This window comes from Agrococcus sp. GCM10030265, assembly GCF_042666675.1.
Lineage (GTDB): Bacteria > Actinomycetota > Actinomycetes > Actinomycetales > Microbacteriaceae > Agrococcus.
Map to the genome: position 1 here is coordinate 206,983 of NZ_JBHTCZ010000004.1, position 14,361 is coordinate 221,343.

General features: G+C 74.5%; 13 protein-coding genes and 1 tRNA gene. 10 read left to right on the plus strand and 4 right to left on the minus strand.

The genetic code is table 11. The annotated features are described in order from the left end of the window. The first annotated feature begins 82 nt into the window (after positions 1–82). The 5 genes from ACFQPP_RS12710 to ACFQPP_RS12730 all read left to right on the plus strand — a co-directional run bounded on the left by ACFQPP_RS12710 (position 83) and on the right by ACFQPP_RS12730 (position 4,017). Entirely contained in the window at positions 83–754 is a 672-nt protein-coding gene (locus tag ACFQPP_RS12710; protein ID WP_376917009.1) for a metal-dependent transcriptional regulator, read from the plus strand. Between the two features lie 151 nt (positions 755–905). Then, the gene (locus tag ACFQPP_RS12715) at positions 906–1,703 is read left to right on the plus strand and encodes a C40 family peptidase (RefSeq protein ID WP_376917010.1); all 798 of its coding nucleotides are present in this window, start codon (positions 906–908) and stop codon (positions 1,701–1,703) included. A 118-nt stretch (positions 1,704–1,821) separates the two neighbouring features. Beyond that, positions 1,822–2,613, plus strand: coding sequence for an NlpC/P60 family protein (locus ACFQPP_RS12720; protein WP_376917011.1), 792 nt, complete (start codon positions 1,822–1,824; stop codon positions 2,611–2,613). Positions 2,614–2,717: 104 nt separating this feature from the next. Then, a tRNA-Arg gene (locus ACFQPP_RS12725) sits at positions 2,718–2,789 on the plus strand. 67 nt (positions 2,790–2,856) lie between these two features. Then, positions 2,857–4,017 carry an MFS transporter gene (locus ACFQPP_RS12730; RefSeq protein WP_376917012.1) on the plus strand — a complete coding sequence of 387 codons (1,161 nt, stop codon included), beginning with the start codon at positions 2,857–2,859 and terminating at the stop codon, positions 4,015–4,017. 239 nt (positions 4,018–4,256) lie between these two features. On the opposite strand, the gene ACFQPP_RS12735 is transcribed toward ACFQPP_RS12730, so the two are convergent. Next, the gene (locus ACFQPP_RS12735) at positions 4,257–5,615 is read right to left on the minus strand and encodes a sn-glycerol-1-phosphate dehydrogenase (RefSeq protein ID WP_376917013.1); all 1,359 of its coding nucleotides are present in this window, start codon (positions 5,613–5,615) and stop codon (positions 4,257–4,259) included. A gap of 217 nt (positions 5,616–5,832) precedes the next feature. Here ACFQPP_RS12735 and ACFQPP_RS12740 point away from each other — a divergent pair, with 217 nt between their 5' ends. From ACFQPP_RS12740 to ACFQPP_RS12755, 4 genes are all read left to right on the plus strand, one after another. Continuing rightward, a complete protein-coding gene (locus ACFQPP_RS12740; RefSeq protein WP_376917014.1) occupies positions 5,833–6,873 on the plus strand; it encodes a lipid II:glycine glycyltransferase FemX in 1,041 nt (346 codons plus the stop codon). A 130-nt stretch (positions 6,874–7,003) separates the two neighbouring features. Beyond that, complete coding sequence (locus tag ACFQPP_RS12745) at positions 7,004–10,873, plus strand: AAA family ATPase (protein ID WP_376917015.1); 3,870 nt, start codon at positions 7,004–7,006, stop codon at positions 10,871–10,873. After that, positions 10,870–11,097, plus strand: a complete 228-nt coding sequence (locus tag ACFQPP_RS12750) for a hypothetical protein (RefSeq protein WP_376917016.1) — start codon at positions 10,870–10,872, stop codon at positions 11,095–11,097. The genes ACFQPP_RS12745 and ACFQPP_RS12750 overlap by 4 nt, the downstream gene beginning before the upstream one ends. A 116-nt stretch (positions 11,098–11,213) precedes the next feature. After that, a complete protein-coding gene (locus tag ACFQPP_RS12755) occupies positions 11,214–12,236 on the plus strand; it encodes an LLM class flavin-dependent oxidoreductase (RefSeq protein WP_376917017.1) in 1,023 nt (340 codons plus the stop codon). A gap of 72 nt (positions 12,237–12,308) precedes the next feature. Here ACFQPP_RS12755 and mscL read toward each other — a convergent pair whose 3' ends face one another. From mscL to ACFQPP_RS12770, 3 genes are read right to left on the minus strand one after another with little or no spacing between them, the layout of a single operon-like run. Then, complete coding sequence (mscL, locus tag ACFQPP_RS12760) at positions 12,309–12,710, minus strand: large conductance mechanosensitive channel protein MscL (protein ID WP_376917018.1); 402 nt, start codon at positions 12,708–12,710, stop codon at positions 12,309–12,311. Positions 12,711–12,751: 41 nt separating this feature from the next. After that, complete coding sequence (locus ACFQPP_RS12765) at positions 12,752–13,063, minus strand: FmdB family zinc ribbon protein (protein ID WP_376917019.1); 312 nt, start codon at positions 13,061–13,063, stop codon at positions 12,752–12,754. 11 nt (positions 13,064–13,074) lie between these two features. Beyond that, positions 13,075–13,647 (minus strand): 5-formyltetrahydrofolate cyclo-ligase, encoded by a 573-nt coding sequence (locus ACFQPP_RS12770; RefSeq protein ID WP_376917020.1) that lies wholly within the window; start codon positions 13,645–13,647, stop codon positions 13,075–13,077. Between the two features lie 32 nt (positions 13,648–13,679). Between ACFQPP_RS12770 and ACFQPP_RS12775 the strand changes: the two genes are divergently transcribed. Next, positions 13,680–14,333 (plus strand): GNAT family N-acetyltransferase, encoded by a 654-nt coding sequence (locus ACFQPP_RS12775; RefSeq protein WP_376917333.1) that lies wholly within the window; start codon positions 13,680–13,682, stop codon positions 14,331–14,333. The last annotated feature ends 28 nt before the right edge of the window (positions 14,334–14,361 follow it).

The following is a 14,361-nucleotide window of genomic DNA, read 5'->3' on the forward strand; positions in this document are numbered from 1 at the left end:
TCTACGAGCGCCTGTCGCGTCGCTCGCGTGGATCCTCGCTCACTAGTGTTGTCGTCATCGCCACGGCAGAGGAGGTGTGCGCATGACCGATCTCGTCGACACGACGGAGATGTACCTGCGCACGATCCTCGACCTGGAGGAGGAGGGCTTCGTGCCCATGCGCGCCCGCATCTCGGAGCGCATCGGCCACTCGGGCCCCACCGTGTCGCAGACCGTGGCGCGCATGGAGCGCGACGGCCTCGTCGTCGTGGCGGAGGACCGCCACCTGCAGCTCACCGACGAGGGTCGGGCGCTCGCGACGCGCGTGCTGCGCAAGCATCGCCTCGCGGAGCGTCTGCTGCTCGACGTCATCGGCCTCGACTGGGCGCTCGTGCACGACGAGGCGTGCCGGTGGGAGCACGTCATGAGCGAGCAGGTCGAGCGCCGCCTGCTCGAGGTGCTCGGCAGCCCCACCGAGTCGCCCTACGGCACCCCCATCCCCGGGCTCGACGAGCTGGGGCTCCCCGGCGCCGACGCCTTCCTCGACGGCGTGCACCGCGCGACGACCGTCGTCGGAGCCCACGTCGTGCGCCGTCTCGGCGAGCCCATCCAGTCCGACCTCGCCACGCTGCGGCGGCTGCGCGAGGCCGGCGTGACGCCCGGCGCATCGGTGACGGTCTCGGCGCAGGGGCGCGACCGCGTCGTCGCCGTCGTGGGCGGCGACTCGGTGACGCTGCCGCCCGAGCTCGCGCAGCACCTCTACCTCGCCGCCTGAGCGCGGTCAGCGGGCGTCCGGGGGACGCATAGGGTTCGACACGGGCCTGAGGGCGCGCCAGAGCGCGAGATGACAATCGTGCAACGGTGTCGTACGCTCGGGCAGGCCCTATGCCACTCATAGGCGTTCGACGAGCAGGAACCCCCACCGCATGCAGCACTCCTCCACCAGCACCGAGATCGTCGCGCAGCCGACCCGTCGCCGCGCATCCGGGGCTCGTGGCGGCATGGCGAAGCGCGTCGGCGTCGTCGTCGTGGCCGCCGCGCTCGTCGGCACGATCGCGCTCCCGGCCGCCGCGCTGCAGACCGCATCGGCCGAGCCTGCGACGCTCGACGGCTCGATCGCCGAGATCCTCGCGCAGAGCCAGCAGACCTACGACGTGCAGCAGTCGGCGCTCGTCGACGACATCGCGCAGAACGGGCTCGCAGCCACGACGCCCGAGCAGCTCGCGCAGGCGCAGGCCGAGGCCGCCGCCGCCGAGGCCGAGCGACAGGAGGCCGCGGCCGAGGCCGCAGCCGCCACGGAGTCGGCTGCGACCGCGTCGGCCGCGTCGACGGCGACCGCGACGCCCGCCGCCGCGCCCTCCTCGGTGGCGTCCGCCGCAGGCGGGTCGGTCGTCGGCATCGCTCAGTCGCAGCTCGGCGTCCCCTACGTGTGGGGTGGCGCGAGCCCCTCGACCGGATTCGACTGCTCCGGCTTCACCCAGTGGGTGTACGGGCAGGTCGGCGTCTACCTGCCGCACTCGGACCGCGGCCAGCTGGGATACGGCACGCCCGTCTCGGCCTCCGAGGTGCAGCCAGGCGACCTCATCATCTGGAACGGCCACACCGCCATCTACGTGGGTGGCGACTCCATCATCCACGCCGCCACCGCAGGCAAGCCGGTGAAGTACTCGAGCTTCTCCGGCATGGTCGCCGCCATGGGCCAGCCCCAGGTGCGGCGCTTCTGACTCGACCGATCGCGACGACGTTCGTAGCCCACTGGCACATCGTCGTAACGATTTGGTAACATCGGTTGGTCATGCTGTCGCACAGGCGCATGCCCGCAGGACCCCAGGAGACTGATTCGTGACCCGAAGCACCGAGATCGCCGAGAACGCCGACACCAACGGTGAGGCGCCCAAGGCCCGCACCTCGCGCGGCACCCACATCCGTCGCATCGGCGTCGCTGGCATCGCCATCGCCCTCGTGACCCCGCTCGCCCTCCCCGCCTTCGCAGGCAACCAGGGCGCCACGCCGGAGCCCGGCTTCGCGGCGACGTCGATCGACGAGCAGTCGATCACCGCGACGTCGACCGCCGGCTCGCCCGAGCAGGAGGCCGAGCGCGCCGAGCTGTACGCGACGACCCCCGCAGAGCTCGAGCAGCTCCGCGTCGACCTGCAGGCGCAGGCCGACGCCGAGCAGGCGGCGGCCGAGGAGGCAGCAGCCCAGGAGGCAGCGGCCGACGAGGCCGCGGCCGACGAGGCGGCGGCGCAGGAGGCGTCGACGACGACGTCGGGCGCGCCCGCTGGCGCTGCGGTGTCGGTCGGCGCGGGCGGCAGCGCCATCGCCAGCGCCGCGCTCGCCCAGATCGGCGAGATCCAGACGTGCACCCAGCTCGTCGCCGACTCGCTCGCAGCGGTCGGCATCCCCTACACGGGCATGGGCAACCTCTTCAACCTCGGCCCGACCATCCCGGGCTCGCAGGCGACGCCCGGCGACATCATCTACTACTCGAACGGCGGCTTCGGCTCCGCGCACGTCGCCGTCTACATCGGTGGCGGCCAGGCCGTGCACGGTGGCTGGAACGGCAACCAGACGGTCGTCGCAGGCTCCACCATCCCGGGCGCCTCGGCTCCCGTGTTCATCGACGTGGGCTGAGCCCGCTCGACGTGACCGACGCCCGCAGCCATCCGGCTGCGGGCGTCGTCGCGTCCGGCGGGCCTTCGCTAGGCTGGTCTGACCGCCGCGCCCTGCGCGGCCCGGCCTCTGTAGCTCAATGGAAGAGCAGCTCCGTCCTAAGGAGAGGGTTGGGGGTTCGAGTCCCTCCAGGGGCACCGTGCGCGATGGTGCCGGGCGCCAACCGGTCGGCGCAGTGCCCCGGGCGTCGCTAGCCTCGAGACGGTGCGCGCTCTCGGATACCTCGTCGCCGCGACCCCGCTGCGGCTCGCGAGCGCGGGATCGATCGTCGCCATCCCGATCCTCGCGGTCCAGGAGGTCGGCGACGTCGCGCTCGGCGGCGCGCTGACGGGCGTCGCGCTCGCGCCGACCGTGCTCGCCGCGCCGCTCGCAGGCGTCGCCCTCGACCGTGCCGCGCGACCGCAGGCGCTCATGCTCGTCGCCGCCCTCGTCACGGCGCTCGGGCTCGCCATCGCCGCATTCCTCGGCGAGGTGCCGACGCCGCTCGTCGCCGCCATGCTCGCGCTCACGGGCTGCGCGGCCCCGTTCGCGCTCGGCGGGCTCTCGAGCTTCGTGGCCGACGTCATCGACGACGAGCATCGGGCCTATGCGAGCGACGCGCTGTCGTACAACGTCGCGTCGGTCGCCGGACCGGCACTCGTCGCAGGCGCCGTGCTCGTGGGGTCGGCGCGCGTGGGGATGCTCGTGCTCGCGGCCGTCGCCGCGGCAGGGGCGGTGGGCATGCTGCGCATGCGGCTGCCCGCGCGTGCGGGTGCGCGACGCGGCGTGCGAGAGACCATCGCCGCCGGCATGTCGCACCTCGCGCGGCACCGGCCCATCGCCGTCGTCACGGCCTCGGGCACGCTGAGCCAGGTGGGCGGCGGCGCCGGCCCCATCGTGGCCGTGGCGATCTCGCTCGAGCGATCGGGGGAGGCCGAGGGCGGTGCCGTGATCGTGACGGCCTTCGCGATCGGCGGGCTCGTGGGCGCGCTCGTCGCCGCGGTGCGGCGATGGACGAGCTTGACGCCGCCCTGGGTCATGGGCGGCGGCTTCGCGCTCGTCGGCGCGTGCCTGCTCCTCGCCGTCCCCGACCTCGGCCTGCCGATCGCGATCGTCGCGTTCGGCGTCGCCGGATCCTGGACGGCCGCATCCACTGCGGCGATGCTGCTGCTGCGCAAGCGGCAGAGTCCCGCGCGCGTGCGATCGCAGGTGTTCACGGTCGGGGCGGGCCTGCGCTCGGCGGCGGCCGCCGCGGGCGCATCGCTCGCCGGGCTCGTCGCGGGCCTCGACGCCGGCGTGCTCGTCGCGATCGTCGCAGCCTGCTGGGTCGCGTCGGGGCTGCTGCTGCTCGCGTATCCGCGCGACGCGCCCGCCTTCGACGACTGAGCGCGCGGCGCGCCGCAGCTCGACCGGGAGCCCGACGGTCCGCCGTGGGTGCGGTCGCGCGTCGCACGCATGCGCACGCAGCGCGGGCTCACGCGACATGCGCACGCGAGACAGCGCTCGGCGCGCATCCCGGTGCCGCGCCGTCGCGCCGCCGCGCCGCCGCGCCGCCGCGCCGGCGGACGACGACGCGATCGTCGAAGCGGAGCAGCGCGAGCGGTCCGTCGCCGTCCGTCCGCGGGTCAGGCGGGGAAGGGGCGCTCGGCCCAGAAGCCGCCGGGCGCGAAGAGCGCGTCGACGCACGCGTCGAGCAGCCCCGCCTCGTGCAGCACGTCGAGCAGCGTGTAGCGGCTGCGGATGCGCATGGCTCGCGCGTACGTGGCGCGGAACGCCGCGGGGCCGAGGCCGATCTGCGACGGATGCGTCACGGCGCCGACCACCGTGAGGATGCGCTCGACCTCGACCGCGGGCAGGAGCTGCCGACGCAGGCGCTCGGCGATCGTGGGCCATTCGTCGCGCAGCGTCGTGAGGCGCGCGCGCAGCACCTCGGGGCTCGGGTGCTTCGCCTCCGACTGCGCGAGGGCCGCCGACAGGAGGTCGGCGGAGAACCCCTCGCGGCGGATGCTGCGCGCCACGGCGTCCCAGGTGGGGAAGGCGGCGACGGCGGCGTCGACGTCGAGCGCGCCGAGGTCGCGGCGCAGCGCCTCCTCGTGGAGCGCCGTCAGCATGATCGTGCCGAGCCCCACCTTGAGGCCGTGCGCGAGCGGCGGGTCGTCGTGCGCCCCGAGCCCCTCCATCTCCCACAGGTGCGAGCACTGGTGGCCGGCGCCGGACGCGGGCCGCGACGATCGATGCGCCTGCATCGCGAGGCCCGACAGCACGAGGCCGTCGCAGAGCCCGACGGTCGCCCCGACCGCGCCGTCGCGGATGCCCTCGGGATCGGCGAGCGCGGCGCGCAGCGGCTCCTGCACGAGCGCCCACACGTCGGCGTCGATGGGCTCGACGCCCAGCGCGTCGGCGAGGATCCAGTCGGCGCCGCCCGGCAGCTTCTCGACGAGGTCGCCGACGCCGGACGCCACCATCCGCCGCGGCGCCGCGGCGAGGATGCGGTGGTCGGCCACGACGGCGATGGGCGCGGGGCACGACAGGGTCTGCTTGTAGCCGTCCTTCGCGATCGACGCGCCGAACGCGGCGTAGCCATCCATCGACGGCGCGGTCGCGACGCAGACGTACGGGCGCCCCAGGCGGCCGGAGGCGAGCTTCACGACGTCGTTCAGCGTGCCGGCGCCGACGACGACCGCGACGGCGTCGAGCGGGCGCAGGTGCGCCGTCACGAGCGCGACGGTCTCGGCACCCGCGTACGGCGGGGGCGAGCCCGGCAGCACGAGCGGGTCGACGAGCCTGACGCCCGCCGCGCGCAGGGCACCCGTCGTGGCCTCGCCCGCGATGGCCCACGTCGTCTCGTCGGCGACGACGATCGCCGTCGCTCCGGGCAGCAGCTGGGCGAGCATCGGGCCGATCCGCGGCAGGACGTCGGCACCGAGGAGGATCGCTCGGGTGTCGGATGCGCGCTCCACCGCGCGCTCGATGCTCGTCGCCATGATCCTCCAGCCGTCCCGACGCCGCGCATCCGCCCGGGGGATCGGGGCGTGGACGCGCGCGCACGTCGAGCGTACGGGCCGGTCGGGCGAGCGCGGGATGCGCGAGGGGCCGCGGGGGAGGGAGGTGCGACGGCGGTGGCCGGTAGCCTTGCCGTGCGCCGCCGACCTCGGCGCGCGGCCGCCACGAGCAGGCCGGCACCCGACCCGCGAGGACCGCATGACCGTCATCGAGCCCACCCCGGCACGCCCCGACGACGCGCAGGCGTGGGACGAGGAGGTGCTCGCAGCGCAGGCGCGGGCCCACTACATGCAGTCGAGCGCGTGGGCGCGCACGCGCGAGGGCTCGCCATGGACGGCGCTGCGCGACCGCATCCCCGTGGGCGAGGCGCAGTACCCCGTGCAGTACTTCGCGAGGAAGGCGCCGCTCGCGGGCACGATCTACCACGCGGCGCGCATCGCCGGCGTGACGCCCGAGACCGTCGCCGCGCTCACCGAGCGTGCACGCCGGTACCCGAAGGGCGTGTTCGCCGTGAAGGCGGAGGTGTTCCAGGAGTACGACGAGGCGCTCGTCGCCGCCTTCGAGCGCGCCGGCTGGGTGCGGTCGGTCTCGAGCCAGTACGAGCACGCCGTCATGGTCGACCTCTCGGGATCGCTCGACGAGGTGGCGGCGCGCTTCAAGAAGCGCGCCCGCAACTCCTACCGCTCGGCGGCGAAGCAGGGCGTCACGATCGACGAGGAGCCGATGACGCCCGAGTCGACGGCGCGCATGCACACCCTCATCGACGAGGTGCGCGAGCGCACGGGCGGCTACTTCCGCCCCCACTCCTACTTCGAGCGCATCTGGGACGTCTACGACGCCGAGGGCCAGGGCCGCTTCTTCTCCGCCACGCACGAGGGCGAGGTGATCGCGGGAGCCTTCGTCATCCGCTTCGGCGACACCGCCTGGTACAAGGACGCAGGCTCGCAGCGCGAGAACCCGAAGCTCTTCGCGCCCTACGCGATGCAGTGGGCGATCATGCAGCGACTCCACGCCGAGGGCGTCACGGGCTACGAGCTCGCGAACATCCCCGACCCCGCCGAGTGGGAGACGAGCGACATCCGCGGCCTCTACGTCTTCAAGACCGCATGGGCGCCCGAGCCCGTGCGCTACATGCCGTCGTTCGAGCTGCCGCTGAACGCGCGCTACCGCCTGTGGCAGAAGGCGGGCCGCTACCTGCGCGCCCTCTACACGCGCCGCACGAAGGACGCCTGGTACTGACGCAGCGCATCGGGCTCGGCCTCGCAGCCCTCGGCCGGTCCGGCTCCAGGGCGCCGGTGCGTGGCCCCGATCCTCGGACACCCCGACGTCGTGCCGCCGCGCGACGCGGTTCCGCTCGTATCGTGGGGCCGTGCGGCGAGAGAACGATGACGTGGGCGGGTCCGGCGAGCCCTCGGCGTCGGCCGAGACGCCCTTCTGGACGACCGAGGTCGAGCGCGACGGTGCGGCCACGGGCGACGGCCCTGCCGTGACCGACGCCGACGCGCCGGCGACCGCGCCGCAGCACGCCGAGCGCGAGCGCGGCGGGCACGAGCTCGTCGGCGCCTCCGCGCCGGCACCCGAGCGCGCGCCGTCGGCGCCCGCGGCGCCCGACGCGCAGCAGGTCGCCCCCGAGCCCGCTCGGCATGACGACGCATCCGCACCGCGCCGTCGCGACTGGCAGTCGTGGCGACTCGAGGTCGAGCGCCTCGGCGGCCGCTCGCCGCTCGCGTCGTTCGTCGACACCACCGCGACGCGCATCGAGCTCTCGACGACGCATCCGGGCGGCCTCGCGCAGTTCATCACCGGCAGGCCCACGGCGCTGTCGAGCCTGATCCGCGACGACCTCGCGCTGCGCGCCGCACGCAACGCCGCCGCGGCCATCGCCTCGAAGGGCATCGACCTCGCCGCGTCGCGCTCGATCGACGCCGTGCACCTCGGCATCGGCATCGTGCGCTTCCCGCACGAGCACGGCGAGCTGCACGGTCCCGTGCTGCTGCGCCCGCTCGTCGTGCGCCGCCGCGGCCGCGACTTCGAGCTGCAGCTGCAGGGACGCCCGTACCTGAACCCGCGCCTCGCGCACGTGCTGCGCACCGTGCACGGCGTCGAGCTCGACGAGCGCGCGCTCGTGTCGCTCGCCGACCACGAGGGCACCTTCACGCCCAACCCCGTGCTCGACCGCATCCGCCTCGCGGCAGCGCACGTGCCGGGCTTCCAGGTGCTGCCGCGCCTCGTCGTGTCGACGTTCGCGGAGGTGGGCCCCGCGATGGCCGCCGACCTGCGGCCCGCCGCGCACACCGTGCTCGACGCCGTCACCGGCGACGAGGCTGCGCGCTGGAGGCTGCGCGAGGGCCGCTCGGCCGTGGCGCAGCTGCCGCTCGACGAGCGCTCGCCGCAGGCCGACCGGCTCGTGCTCGACGCCGACGCCGAGCAGGACGCCGTCGTCGGCGAGATCGTCGCAGGCAACTCGCTCGTCGTGGAGGCGCTGCCGGGCACGGGTGTGACGCAGACGGTCGTCAACGCGATCGCCGCGCTCGTCGACGACGACCGCCGCGTGCTCGTCGTCAGCCCGCGCCGGGCGACGACGCAGGGCATCGTCGACCGGCTCGCCGCCACCGGCCTCCCCGGCCTCGCGGTGCGCCCGCAGACCCTGCGCCGCGACCTCATCGCCGCCATCACGCGCTCGGAGCAGGCGCAGCGGCCCGACACCGGCGAGATCGACGACGCCCTCGAGCGCCTGCGCAAGGTGCTGCTCGACTACCGCGGCGCCCTGCGTCGCGTCGACGACGAGCTGCAGGTGTCGGTGCTCGACTGCCTGCGCGCGCTCTCGCGCCTCGCGATGCTGCCGACGCCGCCGCAGACGCAGGCGCGCCTCGCACCCGACACGGTGCGTCGCCTCGCGCAGGACCGGCCGCGCACCGCAGCGACCATGGTGCAGGCCGCCGAGCTCGGCCAGTTCCGCTTCGGCCCCGAGGACACGCCCTGGTACGGGGCCAACTTCACGACCGACGGCGACGCCGCGACGGCGCGCGAGGATGCCCGATCCCTCGCGCACGGCGGCCTCGCCGAGCTCGTCGACGAGGGCCGCCGCGTGCTCGGGGCGACGAAGCTGCGCCCCTTCGACTCCGTCGCCGAGCTCGGGGCGCAGCTGCGGCTGCTCGCCGACATCCGCGAGACGCTCGACCGGTTCGTGCCGTCGGTGTTCGACCGGCCGCTCGGCGAGCTCATCACCGCCACCGGCCCGCGCCGCGAGGCGAACGCGGCCCTCGGCGGCCTGCAGCGACGCCGCCTCAAGCGGCTCGCGCTCGAGTACGTGCGCCCCGGGGCCGTGGTCGGCGACCTCCACGAGGCGCTCGTCGGCGTGCAGCGGCAGCGCAAGCTGTGGACGCGGTGGGCGCCCGACGGCGCCGTGCCCTCGGTGCCGACGGGGCTCGGCGGCCTCGAGGCGAAGCACCGTGCGGCCCTCGCGGCCCTCGACGGCATCGACGCCGCGCTCGTCGGCACCGACTCGCCCGTGCTCGTCGACCTGCCGCTCGATGCGCTGCAGCAGCGCCTCGACGAGCTCGCAGCGCCCTCCGAGGCCCTCGACTCCATCCAGGAGCGCGCGACCCTCATGTCGACGCTCGCCGAGCTCGAGCTCGAGCCCCTCGTCGCCGACCTCGCGACGCGCCACGTCGAGCACGACGAGGTCGCGCACGAGCTCGACCTCGCATGGTGGCAGTCGGCGCTCGAGCAGCTGCTGCAGCGCGAGCGTGCGCTGCTGCGCGGCAACACGACGGTGCTCGAGCGGCTCGAGTCGGACTTCGCGCTCGTCGACGAGGCGCACGTCGACGCCGCATCGGGTCGTCTCGCATGGCAGCTCGCGCAGTCGTGGCGCCTCGCGATCGCCGACCACGCCGACGAGGCGGAGGCGCTGCGGGCGCTGCTGCGCGGCGGCGGCCTCGACCCCGCGCAGCTGCAGGGCCGCGCGCCGCACGTGTCGCGCGCCATCGCGCCCGTGTGGGTCGCGAGCCCGTACGACGTGCACCGCGTCGCCCGCACGATCCCGTTCGACGTCGTCATCGTGCTCGACGCGGGCGCCGTGACGCTCGCCGAGGCGGTCGGCGCCATCACGCGCGCTCCGCAGGTCGTCGCGATCGGCGATCCGGCGACGCAGATCCCGTCGCCGTTCGACGTCGGCATCTCGGCGCTCGGCGTGCGCCCCTCGTACGAGCTCGGCAGCCCCGACGAGCTGCACGGCGAGTCGGCGCTCGCACGGCTCGCCGAGGTCCTGCCGGTGCACCGCCTCGCCCGCACCTACCGCACGGGTGGCGCCGACCTCATCGACGCCGTGTCGCGACGCTTCTACGACGGTGCCATCGAGACGCTGCCGTGGGCGGGCACGTACCTGGGCCACGCATCCCTCACGGTCTCGACCGTGCAGGACGCCTGGGGCCTGCCCGACCAGCAGTCGTCGCTCGTCGAGAGCCCCGACGCCGAGGTCGAGCGCGTCATCGCGCTCGTCACGCACCACGCCCGCACGCGCCCGCACGAGTCGCTCATGGTGGTGACGGGCAACGAGCGCCACGAGGTGCGCGTGCAGCAGGCCGTCGTGCAGGCGCTCGGCCAGCCCGGGGCGTTCGCCGACTTCGTCGTCGCCGACTCCGACGAGCCCTTCGTCGTCGCCGACGTCGCCCACGCCAACGCCCTCAGCCGCGACCGCGTCATCTTCTCGGTCGGCTACGCGCGCACCCGCTACGGCCGTGCCATCGAGCTCGGGCGCCTCGCCGACCCGGGCGGCGACCGGATGCTCGCGGTCGCGATGACGCGGGCGCGCAAGGCCATGACGCTCGTCGCCGCCTTCCAGGCCGCCGACCTCGACGGCTCGCGGCTCGAGCACGGCGCCGCCGTGCTGCGCGACGTGCTGCTCGAGGCCGAGCGGCCGCACCTCGCGCGGTCGACTCGCGGCGGCGACCCGCTGCTCACCGACCTCGCCAGGCGCCTCGAGGCGCGCGGCCTGCGCACCACGGTCGACTACGCGGGCCTGCCGCTCGTCGTCGCGAACGGCGGCGTGTGCGCGGCGATCGAGACCGACCACGAGGACGACGACCGACCGCTGCGCGAGACGCTGCGCGTGCGCCCCGAGCACCTGCGTCGCCTCGGCTGGCACACGATGCGCGTGCACGCGTTCGAGCTCTTCACCGACCCGGACGCCGTCGCCGCGCGCATCGCGACGCTCGTCGGCGCCGACGCGAGCGAGTGACGGGCGCCGGCGAGGCGGAGCGGGACGACGGCCCCGTGCCGCGCGTGCGCGCCGACGGGCTCGTGGAGGACGCGTCGGCCGAGCCGCTCGTCGTGCGCAGGCGCGGCCGGCGCGTGTCGACGGGCCCCGTCGACGGCGCATCGAGGGAGCCGGCGCCGGAGCCGCGGCAGTCGTCGGAGAACGACGAGCGCCTGCGCGGCGACAAGCCGCCGCACTGGGGCTGACGCGCCCGCCGCATCCGGGTCTCCGCGCCGTCGCGAGGGACGCGGGGGAGGGGCCGAGGGTCGGCCGTCGGCGAACGACGCCCACGGCACTACGGATTCCGGAGTAGCCTGACGTCGTGCAACGCTTCGGGACCCTCTCCTTCGGCCACTACGGACCCCTCGGCGGCGGTCGCGAGCTCACGGCGCAGGACAACCTCCTGCAGGCCATCGACCTCGCGGTCGGCATGGACGAGCTCGGCGTCGACGTCGCAGGCGTGCGCGTGCACCACTTCGCGCGCCAGCACGCCGCCCCCATGCCGCTGCTGTCGGCGATCGCTGCGCGCACCAGGCGCATCCACGTCGGCACGGGCGTCATCGACATGCGCTACGAGAATCCGCTGTACCTCGCGGAGGAGGCGGCGGCGCTCGACCTCATCGCGGGCGGCAGGCTCATGCTCGGCATCTCGCGCGGCAGCCCCGAGACGGTCGTGCGCGGCTACGAGCACTTCGGCTACCGCGGAGACGACGAGCGCGGCGCCGATCTCGCCGCGCGCCACCTCGACGTCTTCCTGCGCGCGATCGAGGGCGAGCCCATCGCGGAGCGCGACGCCCACAGCCCGTTCGGCGGCGGCTCGGGCATGCAGCGCATCGAGCCGCAGTCGCCGACCCTGCGCGGCAACGTGTGGTGGGGTGCCGGCTCGACCGAGACCGCGATCCGCACCGGGCAGCAGGGCATGCACCTCATGTCGTCGACGCTGCTGACGGAGGACCGCGGCATGGCGTTCGGCGACCTGCAGGCCGAGCAGCTCGCCGCGTATCGAGCCGCGTGGACGGCGTCGGGGCATGCGGGCACGCCGCAGACGTCGGTGTCGCGCAGCGTCTTCCCGATCACGACCCAGGAGGATGCGCTGCTGTTCGGCGGCGCCGCCGGCCGCGACCAGGTGGGCGTCATCGACGGCTTCCGCTCGACGTTCGGTCGCACCTACGCCGCCGAGCCCGACGTGCTCATCGAGCAGCTGCGCGCGGACCGGGCCGTCATGGAGGCCGACACGCTGCTGCTGACGATCCCCTCGCAGCTGGGCGTCGAGCTGAACCTGCGCATCGTCGAGTCGTTCGCGACCCACGTCGCCCCGGCGCTCGGCTGGCACGCGGAGGGCTGAGGCCCGCGCGCCCCGAGGCCGCGCACGACGAAGGCCCGCGCACCGAGGGGTGCGCGGGCCTTCGCGGCATCGCTAGGCCTTGGTCGTCGGCGGCGTCGCCTGCACCTGCTGCTGGCGCAGCAGCTCGCGGATGTCCTGCAGCACGTCGACGTCGGTCTCCTTCGCGGCCTCCTCCGTGGTGCCGCGGCGCTTCGCCTGGCGCTCCTTGAACTTCGCCATCGGCATGACCATGGCGAAGTAGACGACGGCGGCGACGATGAGGAAGTTGATGACCGCCCCGATGACGAGGCCGATCTTGATGATCCCGACCTCGACGTCCGAGAAGTCGTTCTGCCCGGCGATCGCCGTGATGATCGGGTTGATCACGCCCTCGACGATCTGCGTCACGATGTTCGTGAAGGCGGTGCCGATGACGACCGCGACGGCCAGCTCGACGACGTTGCCGCGGAGGATGAACTCCTTGAATCCCTGCATGGTCTGGCTCTCCTTCGTGGCGTGCCGGATGGCGCGCGCGGTCAGCTCGAGGTGGAGGACGAGGACGACGACGGCGTGGAGCCCGAGCCCGAGCCCGACTCCTTCGAGCCCGACGTCGTCGAGGAGCCGGACTCCTTCGCCGACGACCCGCTCGACGACGATCCCGAGCCGGAGGCGGCACGCGAGTCGGTGCGGTAGAAGCCCGAGCCCTTGAACGTGACGCCGATGGCGTCGAACCGCTTGCGGAGGCGGCCGCCGCACGTCTCGCACACGGTGAGGGCGTCGTCGGTGAACGACTGCCGCACCTCGATGGCGGTGCCGCACTCGGTGCACTGGTACGCGTAGACGGGCATGGTCGGGTCTCCTAGAAGGTCAGGCGCCCGGACGGCGAGATGGCGCCGTCGACGGGCTGGTCGTGCGCCTCGGCGGGCACGGCATCCAGGATCTCATCGTCGAAGACGATCGCGTGCACCGGCGGGCGCCTGCCGAGCGCGCCGAGCGCCTTGTCGAAGAAGCCGCGGCCCCAACCGAGCCGCTGGCCGTCGCGGGCGACGGCCGACGCAGGGGCGAGGATGAGGTCGACGTCGCCGAGCGCCGTGGGCGGCAGCACTTCGCCCGTCGGCTCGAGCAGCCCGAACGCGCCCTCGGCGAGGGCGTCGCCCTGCTCGGCCCAGTCGAGGAGGCCGTCCTGCCGCACGATCGGCAGCAGCACCCGCACGCCGTGCTCGCGCGCCCAGGCGAGGATGCCCGCGGTGCCGGGCTCCTCGGGCAGCGAGAGGTAGGCGGCGACGTCGCGTGCGCCGAGCTGCTGGATGAGCGAGACGGCGGCGGCGGCGATCGCGTCGTCGGCCGCGCGGCGCTCGTCGGGCGTGCGCGCGGCGCGCGACGCGCGCACCCGCTCGCGGATCGCTCGCTTCTGGCTCTGCGCGTCCGGCATGCGCCCATCGTAGGCATAGGCTCGGGCGCGTGATCTCCAGCACGCCCCGCCTGGAGGACGACGGCGTCGTCATCCGCGGGATCCGCACGCGGGATGCGCGCGCGCTCGAACGCGAGCTCGTCGACAACCGCGCGTGGCTGCAGCGCTGGGAGGCGACGCTGCCCGGCCGCGTGCCGACGGGCCGCTTCGACACGCGCTCGAGCATCCGCAGCCTGCTCGACGCCGAGCGCGACGGCACGGGCATCCCGTTCGCGATCGAGGTCGACGGCGAGCTCGTCGGGCAGCTGAACGTCTCGGGCATCGCGCAGGGCGCGCTGTCGAGCGCGACGCTCGGCTACTGGGTGGCGCAGCGCGTCGCGGGGCGCGGCGTCACGCCCACGGCCGTGGCGCTCGCGACCGACCACTGCCTCTTCGGGCTCGGGCTGCACCGCATGGAGATCTGCGTCCGCCCCGAGAACGTCGCATCGCTGCGCGTCGTCGAGAAGCTGGGCTTCCGCTTCGAGGGGCTGCGGGTGCGCTACATCCACATCGACGGCGACTGGCGCGACCACCTGTGCTTCGCGCTCGTGCGGGAGGAACTCGCCGAGAGCGTGCTCGGCCGGTGGCGCGGCGGCCGCGTGCCGGCGTTCGACCGGTCGGTCTACCCCGTGCCGATCGGGGAGCGCACGGAGCCGCAGGCGAGTTGACCGCCCACCTCGCGCGGGTGCGATGACG

Bases quoted from the DNA above. Each gene is read 5' to 3' on its own strand.
- ACFQPP_RS12735 (WP_376917013.1), bottom strand. From the start codon at position 5,615: ATGGCGACGAGCATCGAGCGCGCGGTGGAGCGCGCATCCGACACCCGA.
- ACFQPP_RS12765 (WP_376917019.1), bottom strand. From the start codon at position 13,063: ATGCCCGTCTACGCGTACCAGTGCACCGAGTGCGGCACCGCCATCGAG.
- ACFQPP_RS12715 (WP_376917010.1), top strand. From the start codon at position 906: ATGCAGCACTCCTCCACCAGCACCGAGATCGTCGCGCAGCCGACCCGT.
- ACFQPP_RS12770 (WP_376917020.1), bottom strand. From the start codon at position 13,647: ATGCCGGACGCGCAGAGCCAGAAGCGAGCGATCCGCGAGCGGGTGCGC.
- mscL (WP_376917018.1), bottom strand. From the start codon at position 12,710: ATGCAGGGATTCAAGGAGTTCATCCTCCGCGGCAACGTCGTCGAGCTG.
- ACFQPP_RS12740 (WP_376917014.1), top strand. From the start codon at position 5,833: ATGACCGTCATCGAGCCCACCCCGGCACGCCCCGACGACGCGCAGGCG.
- ACFQPP_RS12710 (WP_376917009.1), top strand. From the start codon at position 83: ATGACCGATCTCGTCGACACGACGGAGATGTACCTGCGCACGATCCTC.